The organism is Rheinheimera pacifica (assembly GCF_900108485.1).
GTDB classification, from domain to species: Bacteria; Pseudomonadota; Gammaproteobacteria; order Enterobacterales; family Alteromonadaceae; genus Alishewanella; species Alishewanella pacifica.
This window is the reverse complement of sequence record NZ_FNXF01000008.1, coordinates 59,126-78,075: the sequence shown is the minus strand read 5'-3', so window position 1 is coordinate 78,075 and position 18,950 is coordinate 59,126. Positions and strand designations below refer to the sequence as shown.

The 18,950-nt window shown below is 49.0% G+C and carries 14 protein-coding genes; 6 read left to right on the top strand and 8 right to left on the bottom strand.

The window, feature by feature from the left end; all coding sequences use genetic code 11:
• Positions 1-36 precede the first annotated feature (36 nt).
• The 4 genes from mfd to ylqF all read left to right on the top strand — a co-directional run bounded on the left by mfd (position 37) and on the right by ylqF (position 6,070).
• On the top strand, positions 37-3,513 hold the full coding sequence (gene mfd / locus BLW68_RS11655; RefSeq protein WP_092793456.1) for a transcription-repair coupling factor: 3,477 nt from the start codon (positions 37-39) through the stop codon (positions 3,511-3,513).
• On the top strand, positions 3,510-4,559 hold the full coding sequence (locus BLW68_RS11650) for a CsiV family protein (RefSeq protein ID WP_218141358.1): 1,050 nt from the start codon (positions 3,510-3,512) through the stop codon (positions 4,557-4,559). The genes mfd and BLW68_RS11650 overlap by 4 nt, the downstream gene beginning before the upstream one ends.
• Before the next feature lie 170 nt (positions 4,560-4,729).
• Positions 4,730-5,011, top strand: coding sequence for a hypothetical protein (locus BLW68_RS11645; RefSeq protein WP_068231394.1), 282 nt, complete (start codon positions 4,730-4,732; stop codon positions 5,009-5,011).
• Between the two features lie 123 nt (positions 5,012-5,134).
• Positions 5,135-6,070 carry a ribosome biogenesis GTPase YlqF gene (gene ylqF / locus BLW68_RS11640; protein ID WP_092793452.1) on the top strand — a complete coding sequence of 312 codons (936 nt, stop codon included), beginning with the start codon at positions 5,135-5,137 and terminating at the stop codon, positions 6,068-6,070.
• A 106-nt stretch (positions 6,071-6,176) separates the two neighbouring features.
• Here the strand turns inward: ylqF and BLW68_RS11635 are convergent, their stop codons facing one another.
• The 8 genes from BLW68_RS11635 to BLW68_RS11600 all read right to left on the bottom strand — a co-directional run bounded on the left by BLW68_RS11635 (position 6,177) and on the right by BLW68_RS11600 (position 14,996).
• Positions 6,177-9,314 (bottom strand): efflux RND transporter permease subunit, encoded by a 3,138-nt coding sequence (locus BLW68_RS11635; RefSeq protein ID WP_092793450.1) that lies wholly within the window; start codon positions 9,312-9,314, stop codon positions 6,177-6,179.
• A 140-nt stretch (positions 9,315-9,454) separates the two neighbouring features.
• A complete protein-coding gene (locus tag BLW68_RS11630; protein ID WP_092793448.1) occupies positions 9,455-10,435 on the bottom strand; it encodes an efflux RND transporter periplasmic adaptor subunit in 981 nt (326 codons plus the stop codon).
• Positions 10,432-11,766 carry a TolC family protein gene (locus BLW68_RS11625; RefSeq protein WP_008984037.1) on the bottom strand — a complete coding sequence of 445 codons (1,335 nt, stop codon included), beginning with the start codon at positions 11,764-11,766 and terminating at the stop codon, positions 10,432-10,434. Before BLW68_RS11625 ends, BLW68_RS11630 begins: the two co-directional genes overlap by 4 nt.
• A 44-nt stretch (positions 11,767-11,810) precedes the next feature.
• Positions 11,811-12,125 (bottom strand): hypothetical protein, encoded by a 315-nt coding sequence (locus BLW68_RS11620; protein WP_008984038.1) that lies wholly within the window; start codon positions 12,123-12,125, stop codon positions 11,811-11,813.
• A 78-nt stretch (positions 12,126-12,203) separates the two neighbouring features.
• On the bottom strand, positions 12,204-12,482 hold the full coding sequence (locus BLW68_RS11615) for a metal/formaldehyde-sensitive transcriptional repressor (protein WP_008984039.1): 279 nt from the start codon (positions 12,480-12,482) through the stop codon (positions 12,204-12,206).
• A gap of 84 nt (positions 12,483-12,566) precedes the next feature.
• A complete protein-coding gene (locus BLW68_RS11610) occupies positions 12,567-13,961 on the bottom strand; it encodes an ATP-binding protein (protein WP_008984040.1) in 1,395 nt (464 codons plus the stop codon).
• The gene (locus BLW68_RS11605; protein ID WP_008984041.1) at positions 13,951-14,619 is read right to left on the bottom strand and encodes a response regulator; all 669 of its coding nucleotides are present in this window, start codon (positions 14,617-14,619) and stop codon (positions 13,951-13,953) included. Before BLW68_RS11605 ends, BLW68_RS11610 begins: the two co-directional genes overlap by 11 nt.
• Before the next feature lie 20 nt (positions 14,620-14,639).
• The gene (locus BLW68_RS11600; protein ID WP_008223741.1) at positions 14,640-14,996 is read right to left on the bottom strand and encodes a diacylglycerol kinase; all 357 of its coding nucleotides are present in this window, start codon (positions 14,994-14,996) and stop codon (positions 14,640-14,642) included.
• A gap of 109 nt (positions 14,997-15,105) precedes the next feature.
• On the opposite strand from BLW68_RS11600, the gene BLW68_RS11595 reads away from it, so the two are divergent.
• A complete protein-coding gene (locus BLW68_RS11595; RefSeq protein ID WP_050979281.1) occupies positions 15,106-17,094 on the top strand; it encodes an LTA synthase family protein in 1,989 nt (662 codons plus the stop codon).
• A 115-nt stretch (positions 17,095-17,209) separates the two neighbouring features.
• Complete coding sequence (locus BLW68_RS11590; protein ID WP_008984043.1) at positions 17,210-18,910, top strand: phosphoethanolamine transferase; 1,701 nt, start codon at positions 17,210-17,212, stop codon at positions 18,908-18,910.
• Positions 18,911-18,950: the final 40 nt, after the last annotated feature.

The following is an 18,950-nucleotide window of genomic DNA, read 5'->3' as shown; positions in this document are numbered from 1 at the left end:
ACCCAATTTTATTATTTGTAAGGCTTCGTCGTTTTAATGGATCTGATCACTTCTCTGCCACAGCTTAAACATGCCCAGGATCAGCTACACTGGGGCAATTTACAAGGCGCAGCCCTGCCACTGGCGCTGGCGCAGCTGATTACACAGCAACCGGCATTATATCTGCTTATTGTACCCGACACGCCAACTGCATTAAAACTGGAGCAGGAGCTGGGCGTATTTTATCAGCAACAGGATTGCCCGCTGCTTACCCTGCCCGATTGGGAAACCCTGCCTTACGATGTGTTTTCACCGCATCAGGATATCGTTTCGCAGCGGTTGAAGACGCTGTATCAGTTGCCACGCCTGACGCATGGCCTGGTAATAGTGCCGGTTAGCACACTGCTGTTACGTATTTGCCACCGCGATTATCTGGAACAAAACAGTTTTCTGATTAAAAAAGGCCAGCAGGCGGATTTGGCTGCCTTAAAGCGTCAGTTGGCAGCGGTCGGTTATCGTAGTGTTGAACAGGTAATGGAACACGGCGAGTTTTCAGCCCGCGGTTCAATATTAGATTTATACCCGATGGGGGCCAATGTACCCTATCGCATCGACTTTTTTGACAACGACGTCGATGGTATCCGCACCTTTGACCCGGATAACCAGCGCAGCCTGCAAGCGGTAGAGGCGATAGAACTACTGCCAGCACGAGAGTTTCCAACCGATCAGGCAGCGATAGAACGCTTTCGCATGGCGTATCGTGAACGCTTTAACGCCAGAAACGAAAAAGAATCGCTATACCAGCAGGTTAGCCAGGGCGTATTACCGGCCGGTATTGAATATTATCTGCCGCTGTTTACCGAAAGAACCGCCACTTTATTTGATTATTTACCGGCAAACAGCCGCTGCCTGCTGCTGGGAGATATCGAACACAGTGCCGATAAATTCTGGCAGGAGCTAAAGCGCCGCTTTGACGATCGCGCCATTGATTTACTGCGGCCGATATTGCCACCAGCACAGCTTTACCTCAGCACCGATCAGCTGTTTGCCAGCTTAAAAAATTATGGCCGGATCCGTTTAAGTATTGCGCCACTGCCTGCCAGAGCCGGTAGTGCCAATGCAGAGGCAGAAACCCTGCCGGATTTAAGCGTGAATCACCAGCTGAAAAACCCGCTGCAAGCGCTGCAACAGTTTATTTTGCAGCTAAAGCAACAACAGGGCCGGCTGCTGTTTTTTGTCGAAAGTGAAGGCCGGCGCGAAAGCCTGCTGCAACTGCTGCATAAAGCCGGGGTGCATGTATCACAATTTGATGATCTTAACGCCTTTAGCCGCAGCAGCGACGATTTAGGCATAGTAGTAGGCGCATTAGAGCAAGGCGTATTGCTGCGCCGGGCTAAACCACTGGCGCTGGTAAGCGAAAACGAGCTGTTTGGCCAGAAAATCAGCCAGCGCCGGCGGCGTAAACGCAGCCAGCAGGTATCCAGCGACACTGTTATCCGCAACCTGGCTGAGCTGAGTATTGGCCAGCCGGTGGTGCATTTGCAACACGGTATTGGCCGTTATCAGGGCCTGCAGCTACTTGATGCAGCCGGTATCAGCGCCGAATTTGTTACCATTGAATATGCCGGCAGCAGTAAGCTGTATGTGCCGGTTACCTCACTGCATTTACTCAGCCGTTACAGTGGCAGCGATGCCGAACATGCACCGCTGCATAAACTGGGTAATGACACCTGGGAAAAGTCGCGGCGCAAAGCTGCTGAAAAAGTACGCGATGTGGCTGCAGAGTTACTCGACGTTTACGCCCAGCGTGCGGCGCATAAAGGTTATGCTTTTGCTTTAGATGAACAGCAGTATCTGTCTTTTGCTGACAGCTTTCCGTTTGAAGAAACCGCCGATCAGCAAGATGCCATCGATGCCGTGTTGCGTGATATGCAAAGCCCGCAGCCGATGGACCGCCTGGTATGTGGTGATGTCGGCTTTGGTAAAACCGAAGTGGCCATGCGGGGGGCTTTTGTTGCAGTTAATGATGGTAAACAGGTCGCCATCCTGGTGCCCACTACATTGCTGGCACAACAACACTTTGAAAACTTTAAAGACCGCTTTGCCAACTGGCCGGTACGGGTAGAAGTATTGTCCCGCTTTGTCAGCAGCAAAGAGCAAAAAGCCATTTTAGCCGATGTGGAAAACGGCAAGGTGGATATTCTGATTGGCACGCACAAACTGCTACAGGATGACATCAAACTGCATGATCTTGGCCTGCTGATTGTCGATGAAGAACACCGTTTTGGCGTGCGCCAGAAAGAAAAAATCAAAGCACTGCGTGCCAATATCGACATTCTTACGCTAACGGCCACGCCTATTCCGCGTACGCTGAATATGTCTATGTCGGGTATGCGGGATTTATCCATTATTGCCACGCCGCCGGCGCGGCGCCTGGCAGTAAAAACCTTTGTGCGTGAATACGAAACTGGCTTGATCCGTGAAGCGGTAATGCGCGAAATTTTGCGCGGCGGCCAGGTGTATTTTCTGCATAACGACGTGGCCAGTATTGAAAAAGCCGCTGCCGATTTAGCTGAGCTACTGCCAGAGGCGCTGATCGGCATAGCACATGGCCAGATGCGTGAGCGCGAGCTTGAACAAATCATGTCTGATTTTTACCATCAGCGCTTTAACGTCTTACTCTGCTCTACCATTATTGAAACCGGTATCGACGTGCCTACGGCCAATACCATTATTATTAACCGGGCTGACAATTTCGGCCTGGCACAGTTGCATCAGCTGCGGGGCCGCGTGGGCCGTTCACACCATCAGGCTTATGCCTATTTACTCACGCCACCGCCGAAGCGTTTAACCAAAGACGCCGAAAAACGCCTGGAGGCGATCGCCAGCCTGGAAGATTTAGGTGCTGGTTTTGCACTGGCAACGCATGATCTGGAAATTCGTGGCGCCGGCGAACTGCTGGGCGACGAACAAAGCGGCCAGATTGAGTCAGTGGGTTTTAGCCTGTATATGGATATGCTGGAACAAGCCGTTAACGCGCTGAAAAATGGCCGCGAGCCCAGCCTGGATGCCATGCTAAGCCAGCAAACAGAGATTGAGCTGCGTATCCCGGCCCTGCTACCAGACAGCTACATACCAGATGTCAACCTGCGGTTGTCCTGCTATAAAAAACTGGCATCTGCCCGCAGCACCGACGAGCTCGATGAAGTACAGGTAGAACTGATTGACCGTTTCGGTTTACTGCCCGATGCGGCAAAAAATCTGGTAGCATTGTCTGAGTTTAAACTGCAGGCAGAGCAACTCGGTATTCGCCGCATTGAAGCCAGTAATAAAGGCGGTGTGATAGAATTCAGCGACAGAACCGCCGTATCACCCGGTTATATTATCGAACTTATACAAAAGCAGTCGCGCATCTTCAAGCTTGAAGGCGGCCAAAAACTACGGTTTAGTATTAATACAGATGACAGCAAAGCGCGTTTAAGCCTGATAGAAAACATGCTGTCTGACTTTGCCAGACATAAGGTAAGCAAATGATTAAAGCCCTGAAGTATTGCCTGTTAAGCAGTGTTTTACTAACTAGCCCGCTAAGCGCTCAGCAACAACGCTGGTTTGAAGTGGAAATGCTGGTGTTCAGCCAGACACCCGGTGCAGCAATCCAGGAAACCTTTGGCGACAGCATTAAAGCCATTAAACCCGGTCGTGCTTATGATTTATTAACCCCGCGCTATCAGCCAGATATCGCCAATTTACTGTCTGAACTACCACTGTGTTCGCAAGACACCGGCTTTGCCAGTGAATTTAAGCTGATGCCACTGCGCTCACACACCATGTGCATTTTTGAGCCGCAAGTAAAGCCGTGGCAACAACACAACCTGTTTCAACCACGTAATACCATTAATAGGGTGGCCTATCCGTTACAACTGCCAACCGTAATTACCGGCCGGGGTGAGCATCAGAATACCCCTTATCTGGCTGATGACAGCGCACTGCAACTGCGCGATATTGCCCAGCGCATTAACCGTCAGGCCGGCATGTCACTGTTGCTGCACACCAGTTGGCGCCAGGCACCGGTAACAGAGCGGCGCGCCATAGCCAGCCGCTGGTTTGCCGGAAAAAACTTCTCGCAACAATTTGACTACTGGAGCCAGCCACGCAATTTGCTTGTAGCAACTGCTGATACCACGCTAACCAGTAACACGCCAACCTATACCATGACCGACACCGGCAGCGATACCCAACTGCTAAGTCAGATTGACTCATTGTTACAACAACTCAGCGCCAACAGCCAGTTACCGCCACCGCCAGGGGAAGAACTGGCGGCCATAGCACCAGAGCAACAAAACCTCAGTAGCTTGCCGGATCAGGTGTGGCAGCTTGATGGCTTATTTAAGCTGCATCTGGATCACTATTTATTTGTTAACACCGAATTTAATCTGCGCATTCCGTCGGCAGATAAATTAAACACCGTTTATGTACGGCAAAGCCGGCGGGTGATTAGTGGCGAGATACATTATCTGGACCACCCTCACCTGGGCATTATTCTGCAGATCCGCCGGTTTGATCCGCCTGCCGCAGAATAATGTCAGGCAAACGGGCCTCTGTAGTAAAAAAATTGCTATAAATGTATTGCTAAAGCAGGCGTAAATGCCTAAGCTTGCGCCCGTATTACATATTTAAACAAAACAGTGCGGGTATATAACAAATTGTTTTTCTATAGTATCTATACCAACCTGAAATATTACAGAGCAAAATGGAAAATCTGAGCCCTTTACCGGAATTTAGTGCCAAGCACTACTTACTGTTAGTGGCATTACTGGTTGTTGCCAGCAGTTGCGCACCAGCTTTAAGCTGGCTGTTTCCTTCTCTGGCCGGTACTGTCTGGATAACGCTGGTGCCGCCTTTGCTGGGCCTGTACCAGCTATTATTGTTATTTCGCAACCTTGGCATTGTTAAGTTGCCCGGTGTTGCCTGTTATTCAGCCCTGCTGGCACCACTTTCGGTGCTGAGTTTTTATCAGTTCGTACTGCACTAACATAGCTTTTACCATTTTTGAGCGATTCATTTTGCGCTATCATAGCAGCGCCCATTAAAACAGTGGGTGCTTTTGCTATATGGCTGCCACTGCCTGCCATATGCTATTTTAAGGTTGTAACGGATGTCTATTAACTGGTTCCCGGGCCATATGCACAAAGCCCGTAAAGAAATCGCTGAAGTGATGCCGCAGGTCGATATTATTATCGAAATGCTCGATGCCCGTATTCCCTTCTCCAGCGAAAACCCTTTAGTACCGCAGCTGCGTGGTAACACGCCCTGTATTAAAGTGCTGAACAAAGCCGATTTAGCCGATCCGGTGCTAACCCGACGCTGGGTTGAACATTTTGAGCAACAGGCCGGCGTAAAAGCTATTCCGATCAGCCAGCAAAACCCGGAGCAAATCCGGGCGTTGCTGCAACTGTGCAACGACATGCTGCCAGAGCGTAATCTGGATATCCGGGCTGCACGGGCAATGATAATGGGCATTCCTAACGTCGGTAAATCGACCTTAATTAATACCCTTGCCGGGCGTACCATTGCCAAAACAGGTAACGAAGCCGGTGTGACAAAAATGCAGCAGCGCATTAAGCTGGAAAATAATGTAATTTTAACCGACACGCCGGGCTTTTTGTGGCCCAAACTCAGCCCGCCTACCTGTGGTTACCGCTTAGCCGTTACCGGCGCAATAAAAGATACCGTGTTTGATTATGCCGATATTGCCATGTTTGCTGCTGACTATCTGTTAAAAACCTACCCGCAGGCGGTAATGCAGCGTTTTGGCTTAACCGAACTGCCAGAAAACGATTTAGCTCTGATGGATGCCATTGGCCTTAAACGCGGAGCCATGCGTAAAGGTGGTATTGTTGATCTGGAAAAAGCCGGCAGCATATTAATTACTGAGCTACGTTCAGGCAATCTTGGTCAGATCACTCTGGAAACACCGGAAATGGTTAGCCAGGAACAAATAGACGCCAAAGCTGAAGAAGGCGCCAAAGCGAAAGAAAAAGCCGAACGTGAAGCCGAACGCAAACGCAAAGCACAGAAAAAGTATCGCTAAAGAAAACCTGAACAAATAGGCACTTATTCAGGTTTTCACGCTTAATGAAGCCTGCAGGGCTTCCCTTTTATATTCTTATATATGAGCACAAGTTCTCCTGATTTTGTCAATCAAACTCAGGAGCGTCCTCCCTGTTGATGTAATCTTTTTTATGCCACCAGTGATACAAAGCCGGTAATACTAACAACGTCAGCAAGGTTGCCGAAATAATGCCGCCGATGACCACGGTTGCCAGCGGGCGTTGTACTTCAGCACCGGTGCCGGTGTTCAGTGCCATTGGCACAAAGCCAAGGCTGGCGACCAGCGCCGTCATCAATACCGGGCGTAACCGGATCAACGCGCCTTCAACCACGGCATACAGTAAATCGCCTTTTTCCTGCCATAGCTGGCGCATAAACGATACCATTACCAGACCGTTCAGCACCGCGACACCAGACAAGGCAATAAAGCCGACACCGGCTGAAATAGACAGCGGCATATCGCGCAGCCACAGTGCCAGTACGCCCCCCGTCAGTGCCAGTGGCACACCGGTAAAGATAATCAGTGCATCTTTGAGCGAATTAAACGCCATCACCAACAAGGCGATAATCAGCAATAAGGTCACCGGCACTACGATTGCCAGCCGTTTACTGGCCGACTCCAATTGCTCAAAAGTACCGCCATAATCCAGCCAGTAACCGGCTGGCAGAGTGACGTCGGCACTAATCCGCTGTTTCAGTTCGGCAACAAAGCTACCCAGATCGCGCTCGCGCACATTAGCCGATACCACAATACGGCGCTTACCATTTTCGCGGCTGATTTGTGCCGGTGCCGGTTGAATATCCAGCGTAGCAATTTCATTTAGCGGTACATAGCCTCCATCCGGCGTTGGAATAGGCAGCCATGACAGGCTATCAATATCACTGCGGATTTGCTCCGGTAAACGAACTATTAGCTGAAACCGGCGATCACCTTCATAGATTAGCCCCGCCTCTTCGCCACCAATCGACATGGCGATGATATCCTGAAACTGGCTGACTGTTAGTCCGTAACGGGATAAAGCCGTTAGCTTTGGCATTACCGACAGTACCGGTAAACCGGATACCTGTTCTGTTTTCACATCTGCCGCGCCGCTAATACTGTTGGCAACCTGCTCAATGCTGTTTGCTACGCTTAACAGCACATCCAGGTCATCACCAAACACTTTAATGCCCACATCCGAACGCACACCAGAAATCAGCTCGTTAAAACGCATCTGAATCGGCTGGGTAAACTCGTAGTTATTACCAGGCAGTTGTTCCAGTGCCTGTTCCATTTCAGCTACCAGCGCCGCTTTGGTTTTACGCGGATCCGGCCATTCGCTGCGCGGTTTTAAAATAACAAAGTTGTCTGCAACGTTCGGCGGCATCGGATCAGTTGCTACTTCCGGCGTACCAATTTTGGCAAAAACCTTATCAACTTCAGGAAATTGCTTAATCCGCTGCTCCAGTACTTCCTGCATTGCAACTGACTGCTCCAGCCCGGTACCGGTTACCCGCATCGCATGCAAGGCAATATCGCCTTCATCCAATTGTGGGATAAATTCCGATCCCAGCGTGGTGGCAAGCCATAAACAAACCGCGACCAGCAGCGTTGCCAAACCAGCAACCAGCAAACGCAGCTTGATTACGGCATGCAACACCGGACGATACAGTGATTTTGCAGCCACAATAACCCGGCTTTCCTGTTCGTTGATTTTACCGCTCATAAACACGGCAACGGCGGCAGGAACCACAGTCAGTGACAGCACCATAGCGGCCAGTAATGCCATTACTACTGTAGCGGCCATTGGGTGAAACATTTTGCCTTCAACGCCGGTCAGGGCAAAAATCGGGATATACACTACCGTGATAATCGCTACCCCAAACAAACTGGGTTTAATCACTTCGGTCGTTGCAGCAAACACCACGTTTAAGCGTTCGCGCAGTGCCAGCAAGCCACCATTTTGGTGTTGTGCCATTCCTAAGCGCCGGATACAGTTTTCGACAATAATCACCGCACCATCGACAATCAGGCCAAAATCCAGCGCTCCCAGGCTCATCAAGTTAGCTGATACGCCTTGCTGTACCATACCGGTAATGGTGGCCAACATTGCCAGCGGGATTACGGCGGCGGTAATCAGTGCCGCGCGGATATTCCCCAGCAGCACAAACAGCACCACAATGACCAGTAATGCCCCTTCCAGCAGATTTTTTTGCACAGTCGCAATGGTTTTATCTACCAGCGTGGTACGGTCATATACCGCTTCAACAATCACATTTTCTGGCAGGGAAGCTTTTATCTCTTCCAGCTTTTGAGCAGCATCGCGGGCAACGGTCCGCGAGTTTTCACCCAGCAGCATCATCACCGTACCCATTACGGTTTCGTGGCCGTCACGGGTGGCGGCACCGGTACGTAACTCTTTACCAAGCCCTACTTCTGCCACATCTTTTATCCGGATAGGTACTGAGCCATTTAGCGCTACCACCACATTTTCAATACTGCTGATAGTACTGAGCTGGCTGGGCGAACGCACCAGTAATTGCTGGCCATTACGCTCAATATAACCTGCCCCACGGTTAGCATTATTGCTAAGCAGCGCCTCTGACAGTTGCGGCAATGTCACACCCATGGCCAGCATTTTTGCCGGATCAGGCATCACGTGGTACTGTTTGTCATAACCACCGATGGTATTAACCTCAACCACACCGGGCACTTGCGCCAGTTGCGGTTTGATAATCCAGTCCTGTACTTCACGCAAATACATGGCATCAAGCGGTTTGCCATTTGCATCAGTAGCGCCGGGTTTAACATCGACGGTATAAACAAATATTTCACCCAGGCCAGTAGCAATGGGTCCCATTTGTGGTTCCAGTCCGGCAGGCAGTGCATTCTTGATACTGCCAAGCCGCTCATTAAGCAGGTTACGGGCAAAATAAATGTCGGTGCCTTCTTCAAACACCACCGTAACCTGTGACAGCCCGTAACGTGACAACGAACGGGTATATTTTAGTTTTGGCAAGCCATAAAGCGCCGTTTCCACCACAAAGGTAATCCGTTGCTCGGCTTCCAAAGGTGAATAGCCAGGCGCTTCAGTGTTAATTTGTACCTGTACGTTGGTAATATCAGGTACTGCATCGATAGGTAATCGCTGGTAACTCCACAGCCCGGCGCCAATCAGTAACAAGATCAGGCCCAGCATCAGATACCGTCGCTCAATTGAGAAACGAACGATAGCTTCAATCATGTTTATCTCCTTTTCATCTGCCTGAGCGAGCAAAGGTTACGCAAGGCAAGAACGGGCGAAGCAGCGCAGTTTACATGCGGTAAATGAGCATGCTGAGCCGGTTTTTAACGCCGCAGAACCAAAGCGCAGCCAGGCAAATTTTAGTGTTCGTGAGCTGCGCCGGCTTTTTCGATCTCAGCCTTAATCAGATAACTATTTACCACCACATACTCTTCAGCAGCATGTAGACCAGACAGCACTTCAGTAAAGCGCCCATCGGTGCGGCCTAGCTGCAGTGGTCGCGGTTCATAGCGGTTGCCTTCGCGCACAAACACCACCTGCTTACCTTCCAGATCCTGTAAGGCCTTGTTATCTATCACCAGAGAAACAGCTATGATTTCAGCATCCACCAGCGCATTGACCCGCTCTCCGGCAGAAAAATGGCCGTTGCTGTTATCCAGTGCAACCCGCGCCAATACATAAGGCTGGCCGGAGGCAGGCAAAATATGGCTTATCTGACTATCAACCCTGCCACCGCGAGCTTCAATATGCACCGGCAAACCGGTTTTTATCTCATCCATTGCCGCTGGGAATACTTTCAGCTCAGCCCACAATATGCTGCTGTCTGCCAGTGAAAATAACGTTTCACCGGCTGTGTATTCGCCCTGACTGGCATATTGCTGTAATAACACCCCCGCTATCGGCGCGGTAACCGGATAAGTGCGCAGGCTGTCATTGGATTCCACCAGCGCCAGCACCTCGTCTTTTTTCACTGTGTCGCCCACGGTAGGCCTGATCTGGGTAATCATGCCGGGAAAACGGGCTCGCACCTGTGCCTGACGGTTAGGTGGGATGACAAGCTCACCGTATAACGGAATATGGCGTTCAATGGTGCCAGCACCTGCCGTCGCCACTTCAATCCCTACCCTTTTTGCCATGTCGGCATCAATCGTTGCGGCTTCATCGTGATCATCATCATGGTCGCTGCCATGATCGTGCCCGCTATCATCATGGGCATGAGCGCTGTTTGTTTGTGCCGTTTTCGGTTTTTCATCATGGCTATGGCCCGGCCCGGCCTGAGCAGGTGCAACAGCCATACCCTGAGCGATCAGTAATGCAAGGAATAACGCGGAATATTTCATTTGGAAGATCCTGATTCAGTAGTGATAAGCTGAGTGGGTGTCTTTATCGCCAGAGGTGATGCCGCAAGCGCAACACCGGCAAGCTGTTCAATCAGTACCTGATTGCTCAGTGCGGTACTGGCAGCATTAACCAACTCAAGCTGAGCGTCCTGTAGTGCCTGACGAGCAGAAATCCACTCTGCATAGCCATAACGGCCACGGCGGTATGCGTCTTCAGTTTGTTGTAGTGCCTGCTCCAACACCGGCAGAATATCGCGCTGCATATCTTTCACAGCCATACTGCTGTAACGGTGAGTTTGCCAGGCCTGATACAAGCGGGCGCGTAAATCCAGCAAGGCAGTTTCTTTTTCAAACTGTTCCGCTTGAGACTCTGCCTGCGCCGCAGTTATCGCACCCTGATTACGCTGTTTACTAAACAAAGGCACTGACACGCCGGCAACCAAACCAAAATCCCGGCTTTCTTGTGAACGCATGGCTCCAATCTGCCAGCGTACATCACCCGCCGACTGACTTTGCGCCAGTGTCAGCTCAGCATCACGCAAGCGTTGCCGGGCTGCAAAGACCTCTACGGTGGGGGTTGCCAGCACTTGTTGATAAAGTGTTTGAAAGGAGGGGCTTTGCGCCAGCTGAAATAAATCACCACTAACCTGATTAAAATCGGCTTGTTCCGCCCCCCATAAACTGACCAGCGCCAACTTGCTGCTATCCAGCTCGGTTTGCAGTAAGCCATGCTGCAACTGTGCTTGCTTAAAAGCCACTTTCGCCCTTAGTTGCTCGGCCTCCGGTGCTGCACCACGCTGCACCCGCTGCGTCACCAGCGTTAAAGCCTGCTCAGTCATACTGACGGTTTGTGCCGCCAGCGCCGTTTTTTGCTGCAATGTCAGCACAGTTACAAAACGCTGGGTCAGCTCGCCCAGTAAATCCAGGCTCGCGGCCTGGCGCTGCGCCAGCAATAATCCCTGACTTGCACTGGACACCGCCATCCGGGCCTGGCGCTTATCGCCAAGCTCAATAACGGAAGACAACGACACCGTAACTTCGAGGCTTTTAACACCCGACATATCACCAGTGCCAAAGGCATTATCGGCCTGCACGCCGAGTTCATAGCCTGGCGTTAGCTCTGCCAATTGCTGCTGACCCGCCGCTGCTTTTAAGCGCCAATCAAATACGTGTAGCTGTGGATGTTGTTGTAACACCCGCTTTGCTGCCTGTTGCAGCGTTAACTCTGCTGTTGCAGGTTCAGCGGCATTTACTGTCAGGCTCAGCAGCACACTGCCAGCAGCCAATAAACCTAACGCTGCAAAGCGTTTGCAATTCATTTTTAAGAACATAGCAAAATCCTGTTATAGGTAATGTAAAAACCAAAAAAACAGAATCAGCTGATGGGTGGGCGGTAAATGCTTCGTTTAGGGGAAGAGGGTAGATAATTTAAGTAAGACACCAGCAATTCATTACCAATTACCGGCAAAGCCGGAGCTGGTTTAAACAAGCCAATATGTGCGGCATGGCAATGACTACAATGGTCGCAACCTGCATGAAGTGAGGCATCAGTTAATGATGATTGTTCTGCGGCTACAACCGTACTGGTGTCAGACCATGATATTTGATGATGAATATCATCAGCAGAATGTTCAACAGCGAAAGCGCTGGAAACTACGCATAACAATTGCACCACCAGCAGTAATGCCATCAACATTCTGCTTAGTGGTGTTTTAGTCAGTGCGTAGTTGCTTATCAAAATAATGACCGCCTTACTAATTTAACGAAGTTAGCTTTTAAGGTACGAGCGCAATACGCTAATAACCTGTTCTACATCCGCGTCGCGCTGTAAAGGCTCCAGGTTATCGCCTGCCAGATGATCACGAATATGGTGTTCCAGTATCTCAGTCATCAGGCCATTTATAGCACCTCGCACCGCAGCAATTTGCTGTAGTACTTTACTACAATCACCTTCGGCCAGCAGCTGTTTTTCCAGCCCTTCAACCTGACCTTTAATCCGCCGTACCCGCGTCAGTAACTTGGGTTTATTGGTAATTGAATGAGTCATACCGTACTCCGTAACTATACTCCCCTATAGTATAGTCAGTTTTAATCTTTCTCAAGTCTGTAGCTATAAAAGCTGTCTCTTATTTTATGTTGTTTGTGGCAAAAAGAGCTCTGTTACAAAACGCCCGGTTATGTCTTGTGAAAAAACTAACTTTCCGCCGTGTAAGTTAACAATTTTGCGGGTAATCGATAATCCAAGGCCAGCTCCTGCAACATCCTGATGACCATAACTCCGGAAAAAGCGCTCTCCCAATCGGGCTAGCTCAAGCGTAATATCACCATTAATTGCATTACTCACACTTATCACTACAGCGTGCTGTTCTATACGCGCCTTGATACTGACCTCACTTTGAGCAGGTGCATACTTAGCCGCATTGTCCAGTAAATTACGCAATGCAGCATGAAATAATGCAGGATCGACACGAACCTGTAGCTGCTTTGGTATATCGACCACCCAAATTACGCGATCAATTAGCGGCAAATCAACCGACGCCAAAGCATCTTCTGTTAGCCTAAGAAGCTGAATTTCCTGATATTGCAGTACAATATTATGCTCCAGTTTTTCTGTTTCCATTAACTGCTTAACCAGGTGTGCCAGACGGCGTGTACTTTTTCCAATGGCTTGTATCGCTGTACGTTGCTCTTGGCTATCGGTCGCTTTTTCCAGATTATCGGTATGCACTTGTAAAACACTAAGCGGGGTTCTTAATTCATGAGATACATCCGCAATAAACATTTTTTCTTTTTTAAGATAAGCTTTTAACTCAGCCATTAGTTTATTCACAGCGTCCTTGAATGGCTTTAACTCTCGCGGCAACGGCATCTCAATAGGTTGTAATTCAGTAGGGTTGGTTTCTGCCAGCTTTTTCGATAATTCCCGCACCGGCTTCGTGCCCCATTCCACAGCAAGCCAAACCAGTAATATTATTGGCAATATCGCTATCCCCAGCGGTAACAACTGATTCAGTGTTAAATGCCAGCTTAACTCGTCCCGAACATCTTCCCGTTGCGCAGTAAAGATCCAGGCTTTTTCATCAGGCACATATAAGCTAAAGCCAATCCACAGGTATTGATTATGCCGGATCTCGTGAAAACCTGACTGTTTGGGCAACAATGGCGTTTTGCCGACATTACCGGAACGGATTAACAGTTGACCATTTTCATGCCAGACCTGAACTGCAATTTTGCTTTCGTACTTATGCCCCTCGGAATACCGTTCTTCTGCAGAAGTACGCTCTATGCCATCGTCCAGCAAAAATGGCATTTCAATGGCGTGATCACTATCTGCAGTCAGGGGAGTATTGGGCTCTACCAGTAAATGACGAACTAACCGTGCATACTGTGCCAACTGAGCATCAAATAACTCGTCAATTTCATGATGAACATTAAACCATGTGTTCAGGCTGGTAATCAGTAACATTAACAGGATAACCGCATTAACACTGAGCAACAGCATCCGGCGAATACTGTTAATTTTCACGATGACTCACCAGCATATAACCGACTCCTCTGACCGTTTTTATCAGCGATGCTGTAGTTTTTTTACGGATATTATGAATATGCACCTCTATGGAGTTACTTTCTGTTTCGCCTGTCCAGCCCGAACTGAGTTCATCCAGATACTGTCTACTCAGAATTTTATCCGGATGTAACATAAACTCTTTCAGGATCAAAAACTCACGTGAAGTCAGTACTATATCCCGCCCCTGATAGCGGCAAAGATGCTGCTGCATATTCATTTCTACTTCCTGACAAGTCAGGATGTCCTGCTGTCGTTGCTGATAACGCCGCAGTAATACTCTTAAACGGGCTTCAATTTCTCTGCTATCGCAGGGTTTCAGCACATAATCATCAGCGCCGGCATTTAATGCCTCAACCTTGGTTTCAAGATGATCCCATGCCGTCAGCACCAGAATAGGTGTTGTAACCTTTTTAGCCCGTAAGGTTTTAATTACATGTAATGCCAACCCGTCTGGCAACCCCAGATCCAGAATAATCACATCAAACCCGCTACTGGTTGCTGCCACTATGGCTTGCGAACCGGTAATACAGTGTTCTGTCCGGTAATGCATACGTGATAATGCAGTAATTAACCCCTGCGCAAGCAGGCTATCATCTTCAACCAGTAACAATCTCATAAAGGCTTTTTCCAGCTAGCTTAGAGTAAAATACATAACCAGACGGCGGCACTGGCAACGAGCGTTATTAATACAGCTGCCGACCCAATATCTTTCGCTTTACCGCTTAGCTCGTGATATTCACTGCCAATGCGATCCACCACCACTTCAATGCCGGTATTTAATAGCTCCACGATCAGAATCAGTAATGCACTCAATAACAATAGCGCACGCTCGGCCGCAGATACATCAACCCACAAGGCTACAGGTAGCAATACCAGTAATAAGATAATTTCCTGCCGTATTGCCGCTTCTGATCTCCAGCTACTGGCCAGCCCTTGCCACGAATTGACTCCGGCCAGCATGATCCGTTTAACCCCTTTAGCCTCTGATTTCATATACCCCCCTATGATTGGAGATAACAGTATAAAAGCACAGTCTTAAGAAAGTCTTAAGCATTGTTCGTTAGCCTTGCAGCCACTCTATCTGGCAGTACGGCGAGCCTCTATGACTAAAGTTTCTGCAGTAAAATTCCCGGTATTACGACAAATAACATGCGGTCCCTACACCTACTTACTACGTATGATTCTTATCGGGTTGGTACTATTAAGTGCGGCCCGGCTTGGTCTGGTGCTATGGCTATATGACAGGGTAGCACCTACAGACCAATTGGGCATGATATTCCTGCAGGGGATTCGGGCCGACCTGATTCTACTTTGTATCTGGTCTGCAATACCCGTTCTGTTATCGCTGTGCTGGGCGCGTCCCGGATTACAGCACAGCTGGTTTCGTTTTAGCTATTGGTGGTGCCTGACGGGTTTAATCCTTATTGCATTTATCGAACTATCCACCCCTGCCTTTATTCAGCAATACGATATACGGCCAAACCGCTTGTACATTGAGTATCTGAAATACCCGAAAGAAGTTTTCTCTACCTTATGGCATGGCTTCCGATTGCCACTGGTGGCAGGAACCGTGTTAACTGTCGCAGCCGCTCTACTGCTGCACCGGGCGCTAAGGCTACCGAAGCACACATTGCAAGTATGGCCACTGCGCCAGCATTTACTACTGTGGCCCCTGGTGGTTTTTATGGTATTTGCCGGCATCCGTTCCACTACAGCACACCGCCCTGCTAACCCGGCGCTGTTTGCAATTACCTCTGATGCTATGGTGAATTCTCTCGTCATCAACTCGGGCTATTCGGTTTTATTTGCCTTGTATAACCTCAAACATGAAGCCCGTTCCAGCGAAATATACGGTAAACTGCCAGAGACACAAATGCTGAATTTAAGCCTTAACTGGCCCTGGCTGCAGCAATATGATTTTAATAATGCAGAATACCCAACCTTACACTGGCAACAAGCCGTAAAACAGCGTAATAAACCGCTGAACATAGTAATAGTGTTGATGGAAAGCCAGGGCGCCACCTTTGTTGAATCACTTGGCGGCGCACCGGTCACTCCAGAGCTGGAACAGCTGAAACAGCAAGGCATCTGGTTTGACAATCTGTATGCTACCGGTACTCGCTCAGTACGCGGTATTGAAGCGGTTGTTGCCGGCTTTATGCCGACACCGGCCCAAAGCACGGTAAAGCTGTCAAACAGTCAGCAAGGTTTTACCACTCTGGCATCCATCTTAAAAAAACAGGGCTACCACACTCAGTTTATTTATGGTGGCGAAGCACACTTTGATAATATGCGTAGCTTTTTTACCGGCAATGGTTTTCAGGAGATTGTGGATTTACCTAAAATCAGTAATCCGGTGCTGGTAGGTAGTTGGGGAGCCAGCGATGAAGACTTGTTCAGAACTGCACATCAGCAGTTATTGGCCCTGCATCAACAGCAGCAACCGTTTTTCAGCCTGATATTTTCCTCTAGCAATCATGAACCTTTCGAATTCCCGGACGGCCGGATTTCACTATACCAAGAGCCTAAAAATACGGCTTACAATGCAGTGAAATATGCAGACTGGTCAATGGGCCGCTTTTTTGAGCAAGCAATGAAAAGCCCTTATTGGCAGGATACGCTGTTTCTGGTAGTAGCAGATCATGATAACAGGGTATATGGCAGTAACCTGATCCCGGTGGAAAAGTTTCGCATTCCAGGACTAATTCTGGGCGCAGACACTCAGCCTGAAATACTCACAACCTTAAGTAGTCAGATTGATCTGGCTCCCACTCTGCTTAGCATGGCTGGGATATCGTCCTGTCACCCGATGACGGGACGTGATCTGTTGCTGGACAGTACCAGTTCTGGGCGGGCTCTGATACAGTTTGACAATCTGTTTGCCCTGATGACAGAGGATAAACTTACTATTCTGAAACCCGATGGTAAGGCGGTTAGTGCCAACTATAATCGTGAACACCAGCAATTAACGCTCTCTGAAGAAGCGGTAAGCCCCTTGCAACAACAGCAGGCTTTAGCACAGGTACAACTTCCTTCTTACCTGTATCGTGAACGTAAATACAACGATGATATCCCTTGTGAAAGCCCTTAAAGGGCTTTCTGCTATAGGTAGCAGCAATAGTTTGTTAAGGATCCACAGGAATTTAAGCATTTCTTAAGCACCGCCCCATAAGCTGCGTTGCATATCAGTAGATTATGGAAAGCTTATGTCAGACCTAACGCCCACCGCACATTTGCAAACAGTACCCCTGCCCCGGCAAACCATAGCATTTAACCATAGCTCGCCACTATGGCATCCGCTCTGGTTTGCTTTTGTCGGCGCTTTGGCAATGACCCTACTACTGAACACGCCCTTTTTCGATGCCATACAAGCCAGGGCAGCAGGCCAGTATTCATTACAACTCAGCCTTGTATCATTATTATTTTTACTGAATTTTCTGTTACTCACCTTGTTCAGCTTCCGGCCTGTACAAAAGCCGGTATTTTTATTGCTCTTTCTGCTGGGCTCAACCGCACTGTATTTTAATACCAGTTACGGTGTCGTCATTGATAAAAGTATGCTGCAAAATGCACTGGAAACCGATCCGGCTGAAGCACAAGGGTTGTTGTCTGGCGGGATGTTGTGGCAATTGACCAAGCTGATGCTGTTTCCATTGCTGGCGGTTACCGTTATCCGAACCAAAATGGTGCGCAGCAAACGCTTTTTACTGCACTGGCTGGCGGCAATACTGCTGATTATACTAACGCTGCTCAGTATTGTTACAATCAATTACTCACAGTTAGCGCCTTTTTTTCGCAACTTCCGCGAAGTACGTTATCTGGCACTGCCCGTCAGCACCCTGTCAGCCACAGTATCGTTGGCCAATAACATCCGTAAAACGGCATTTCCGGTCAGTTTTAATCAGCTTGGTCTCGATGCCAAACAGCTACCTGCGGCAACGTCCTCGACAAAACCCAAGCTGATTGTTTTGGTGGTCGGAGAAACAGCCAGGGCCGATCACTTTGGGCTAAATGGTTATGTCAGAAATACCACCCCGCTGCTCAGTGCACTGCCTGTATATAGCTTTAAACAAGCGTCATCATGCGGTACGGCTACGGCTCACTCTTTACCTTGTATGTTTTCGGCTCTGTCGCGTACCGACTATATAGAAAGCACTGCCAAAAACAGCAGTAATGTTCTGGATATACTGCAACACGCCGGTGTTGAAGTGTCTTGGCTTGATAATAACTCAGGCTGCAAAGGCGTGTGCAACCGTGTACCGTCAGAGTTTTTATTTGAGCAACAAAATCACTCCAGCTGTGACAAAGGCCAGTGTCTGGACAGTGTACTCACCGAGCGGCTACCGGTTTACCTTAGCAAGGCTAATACCGCCACAAAAGACCGCCTGATCGTGCTTCATCAACTGGGCAGTCATGGCCCGGAGTATTACCGGCGCAGTGCAATAACCGACAAAGCTTTTGTGCCGGAATGTCAAAACAAGCAACTACCGTTGTGTTCACAGCAAGATGTGATCAATGCGTATGATAACAGCATTATTGCAACCGACCAGTTGCTGGCTACCGTTATCAAGCAGTTGTCAGCGGCCAAGGACTATCAAACCGCCATGCTATATGTTTCAGATCATGGGGAATCTCTGGGCGAAAATGGCATTTACCTGCATGGGCTACCGTACTGGATGGCTCCCACAGCTCAGACACATATACCACTGCTATGGTGGATGTCCGAAAACTACATCACAGGTCAAAAGGTAAACACCTCATGTATACAGCAGCAGACAGAACAGAAAGCCAGCCACGACAACCTTTTTCATACCCTGCTGGCAATATTTAACGTACAAACCACGATGCGAGAAACACAACTTGAATTGTTTAGCCAGTGCCAGAATGATCTATCAGCGTATAAATAAAATCTGCTCAGCAATTGATCCTGCTCAAAACAGCAACTAC

Coding starts and splice junctions, on each gene's coding strand:
- mfd (WP_092793456.1), top strand. CDS start 37: ATGGATCTGATCACTTCTCTGCCACAGCTTAAACATGCCCAGGATCAG.
- BLW68_RS11650 (WP_218141358.1), top strand. CDS start 3,510: ATGATTAAAGCCCTGAAGTATTGCCTGTTAAGCAGTGTTTTACTAACT.
- BLW68_RS11645 (WP_068231394.1), top strand. CDS start 4,730: ATGGAAAATCTGAGCCCTTTACCGGAATTTAGTGCCAAGCACTACTTA.
- ylqF (WP_092793452.1), top strand. CDS start 5,135: ATGTCTATTAACTGGTTCCCGGGCCATATGCACAAAGCCCGTAAAGAA.
- BLW68_RS11635 (WP_092793450.1), bottom strand. CDS start 9,314: ATGATTGAAGCTATCGTTCGTTTCTCAATTGAGCGACGGTATCTGATG.
- BLW68_RS11630 (WP_092793448.1), bottom strand. CDS start 10,435: ATGAAATATTCCGCGTTATTCCTTGCATTACTGATCGCTCAGGGTATG.
- BLW68_RS11625 (WP_008984037.1), bottom strand. CDS start 11,766: ATGTTCTTAAAAATGAATTGCAAACGCTTTGCAGCGTTAGGTTTATTG.
- BLW68_RS11620 (WP_008984038.1), bottom strand. CDS start 12,125: ATGGCATTACTGCTGGTGGTGCAATTGTTATGCGTAGTTTCCAGCGCT.
- BLW68_RS11615 (WP_008984039.1), bottom strand. CDS start 12,482: ATGACTCATTCAATTACCAATAAACCCAAGTTACTGACGCGGGTACGG.
- BLW68_RS11605 (WP_008984041.1), bottom strand. CDS start 14,619: ATGAGATTGTTACTGGTTGAAGATGATAGCCTGCTTGCGCAGGGGTTA.
- BLW68_RS11600 (WP_008223741.1), bottom strand. CDS start 14,996: ATGAAATCAGAGGCTAAAGGGGTTAAACGGATCATGCTGGCCGGAGTC.
- BLW68_RS11595 (WP_050979281.1), top strand. CDS start 15,106: ATGACTAAAGTTTCTGCAGTAAAATTCCCGGTATTACGACAAATAACA.
- BLW68_RS11590 (WP_008984043.1), top strand. CDS start 17,210: ATGTCAGACCTAACGCCCACCGCACATTTGCAAACAGTACCCCTGCCC.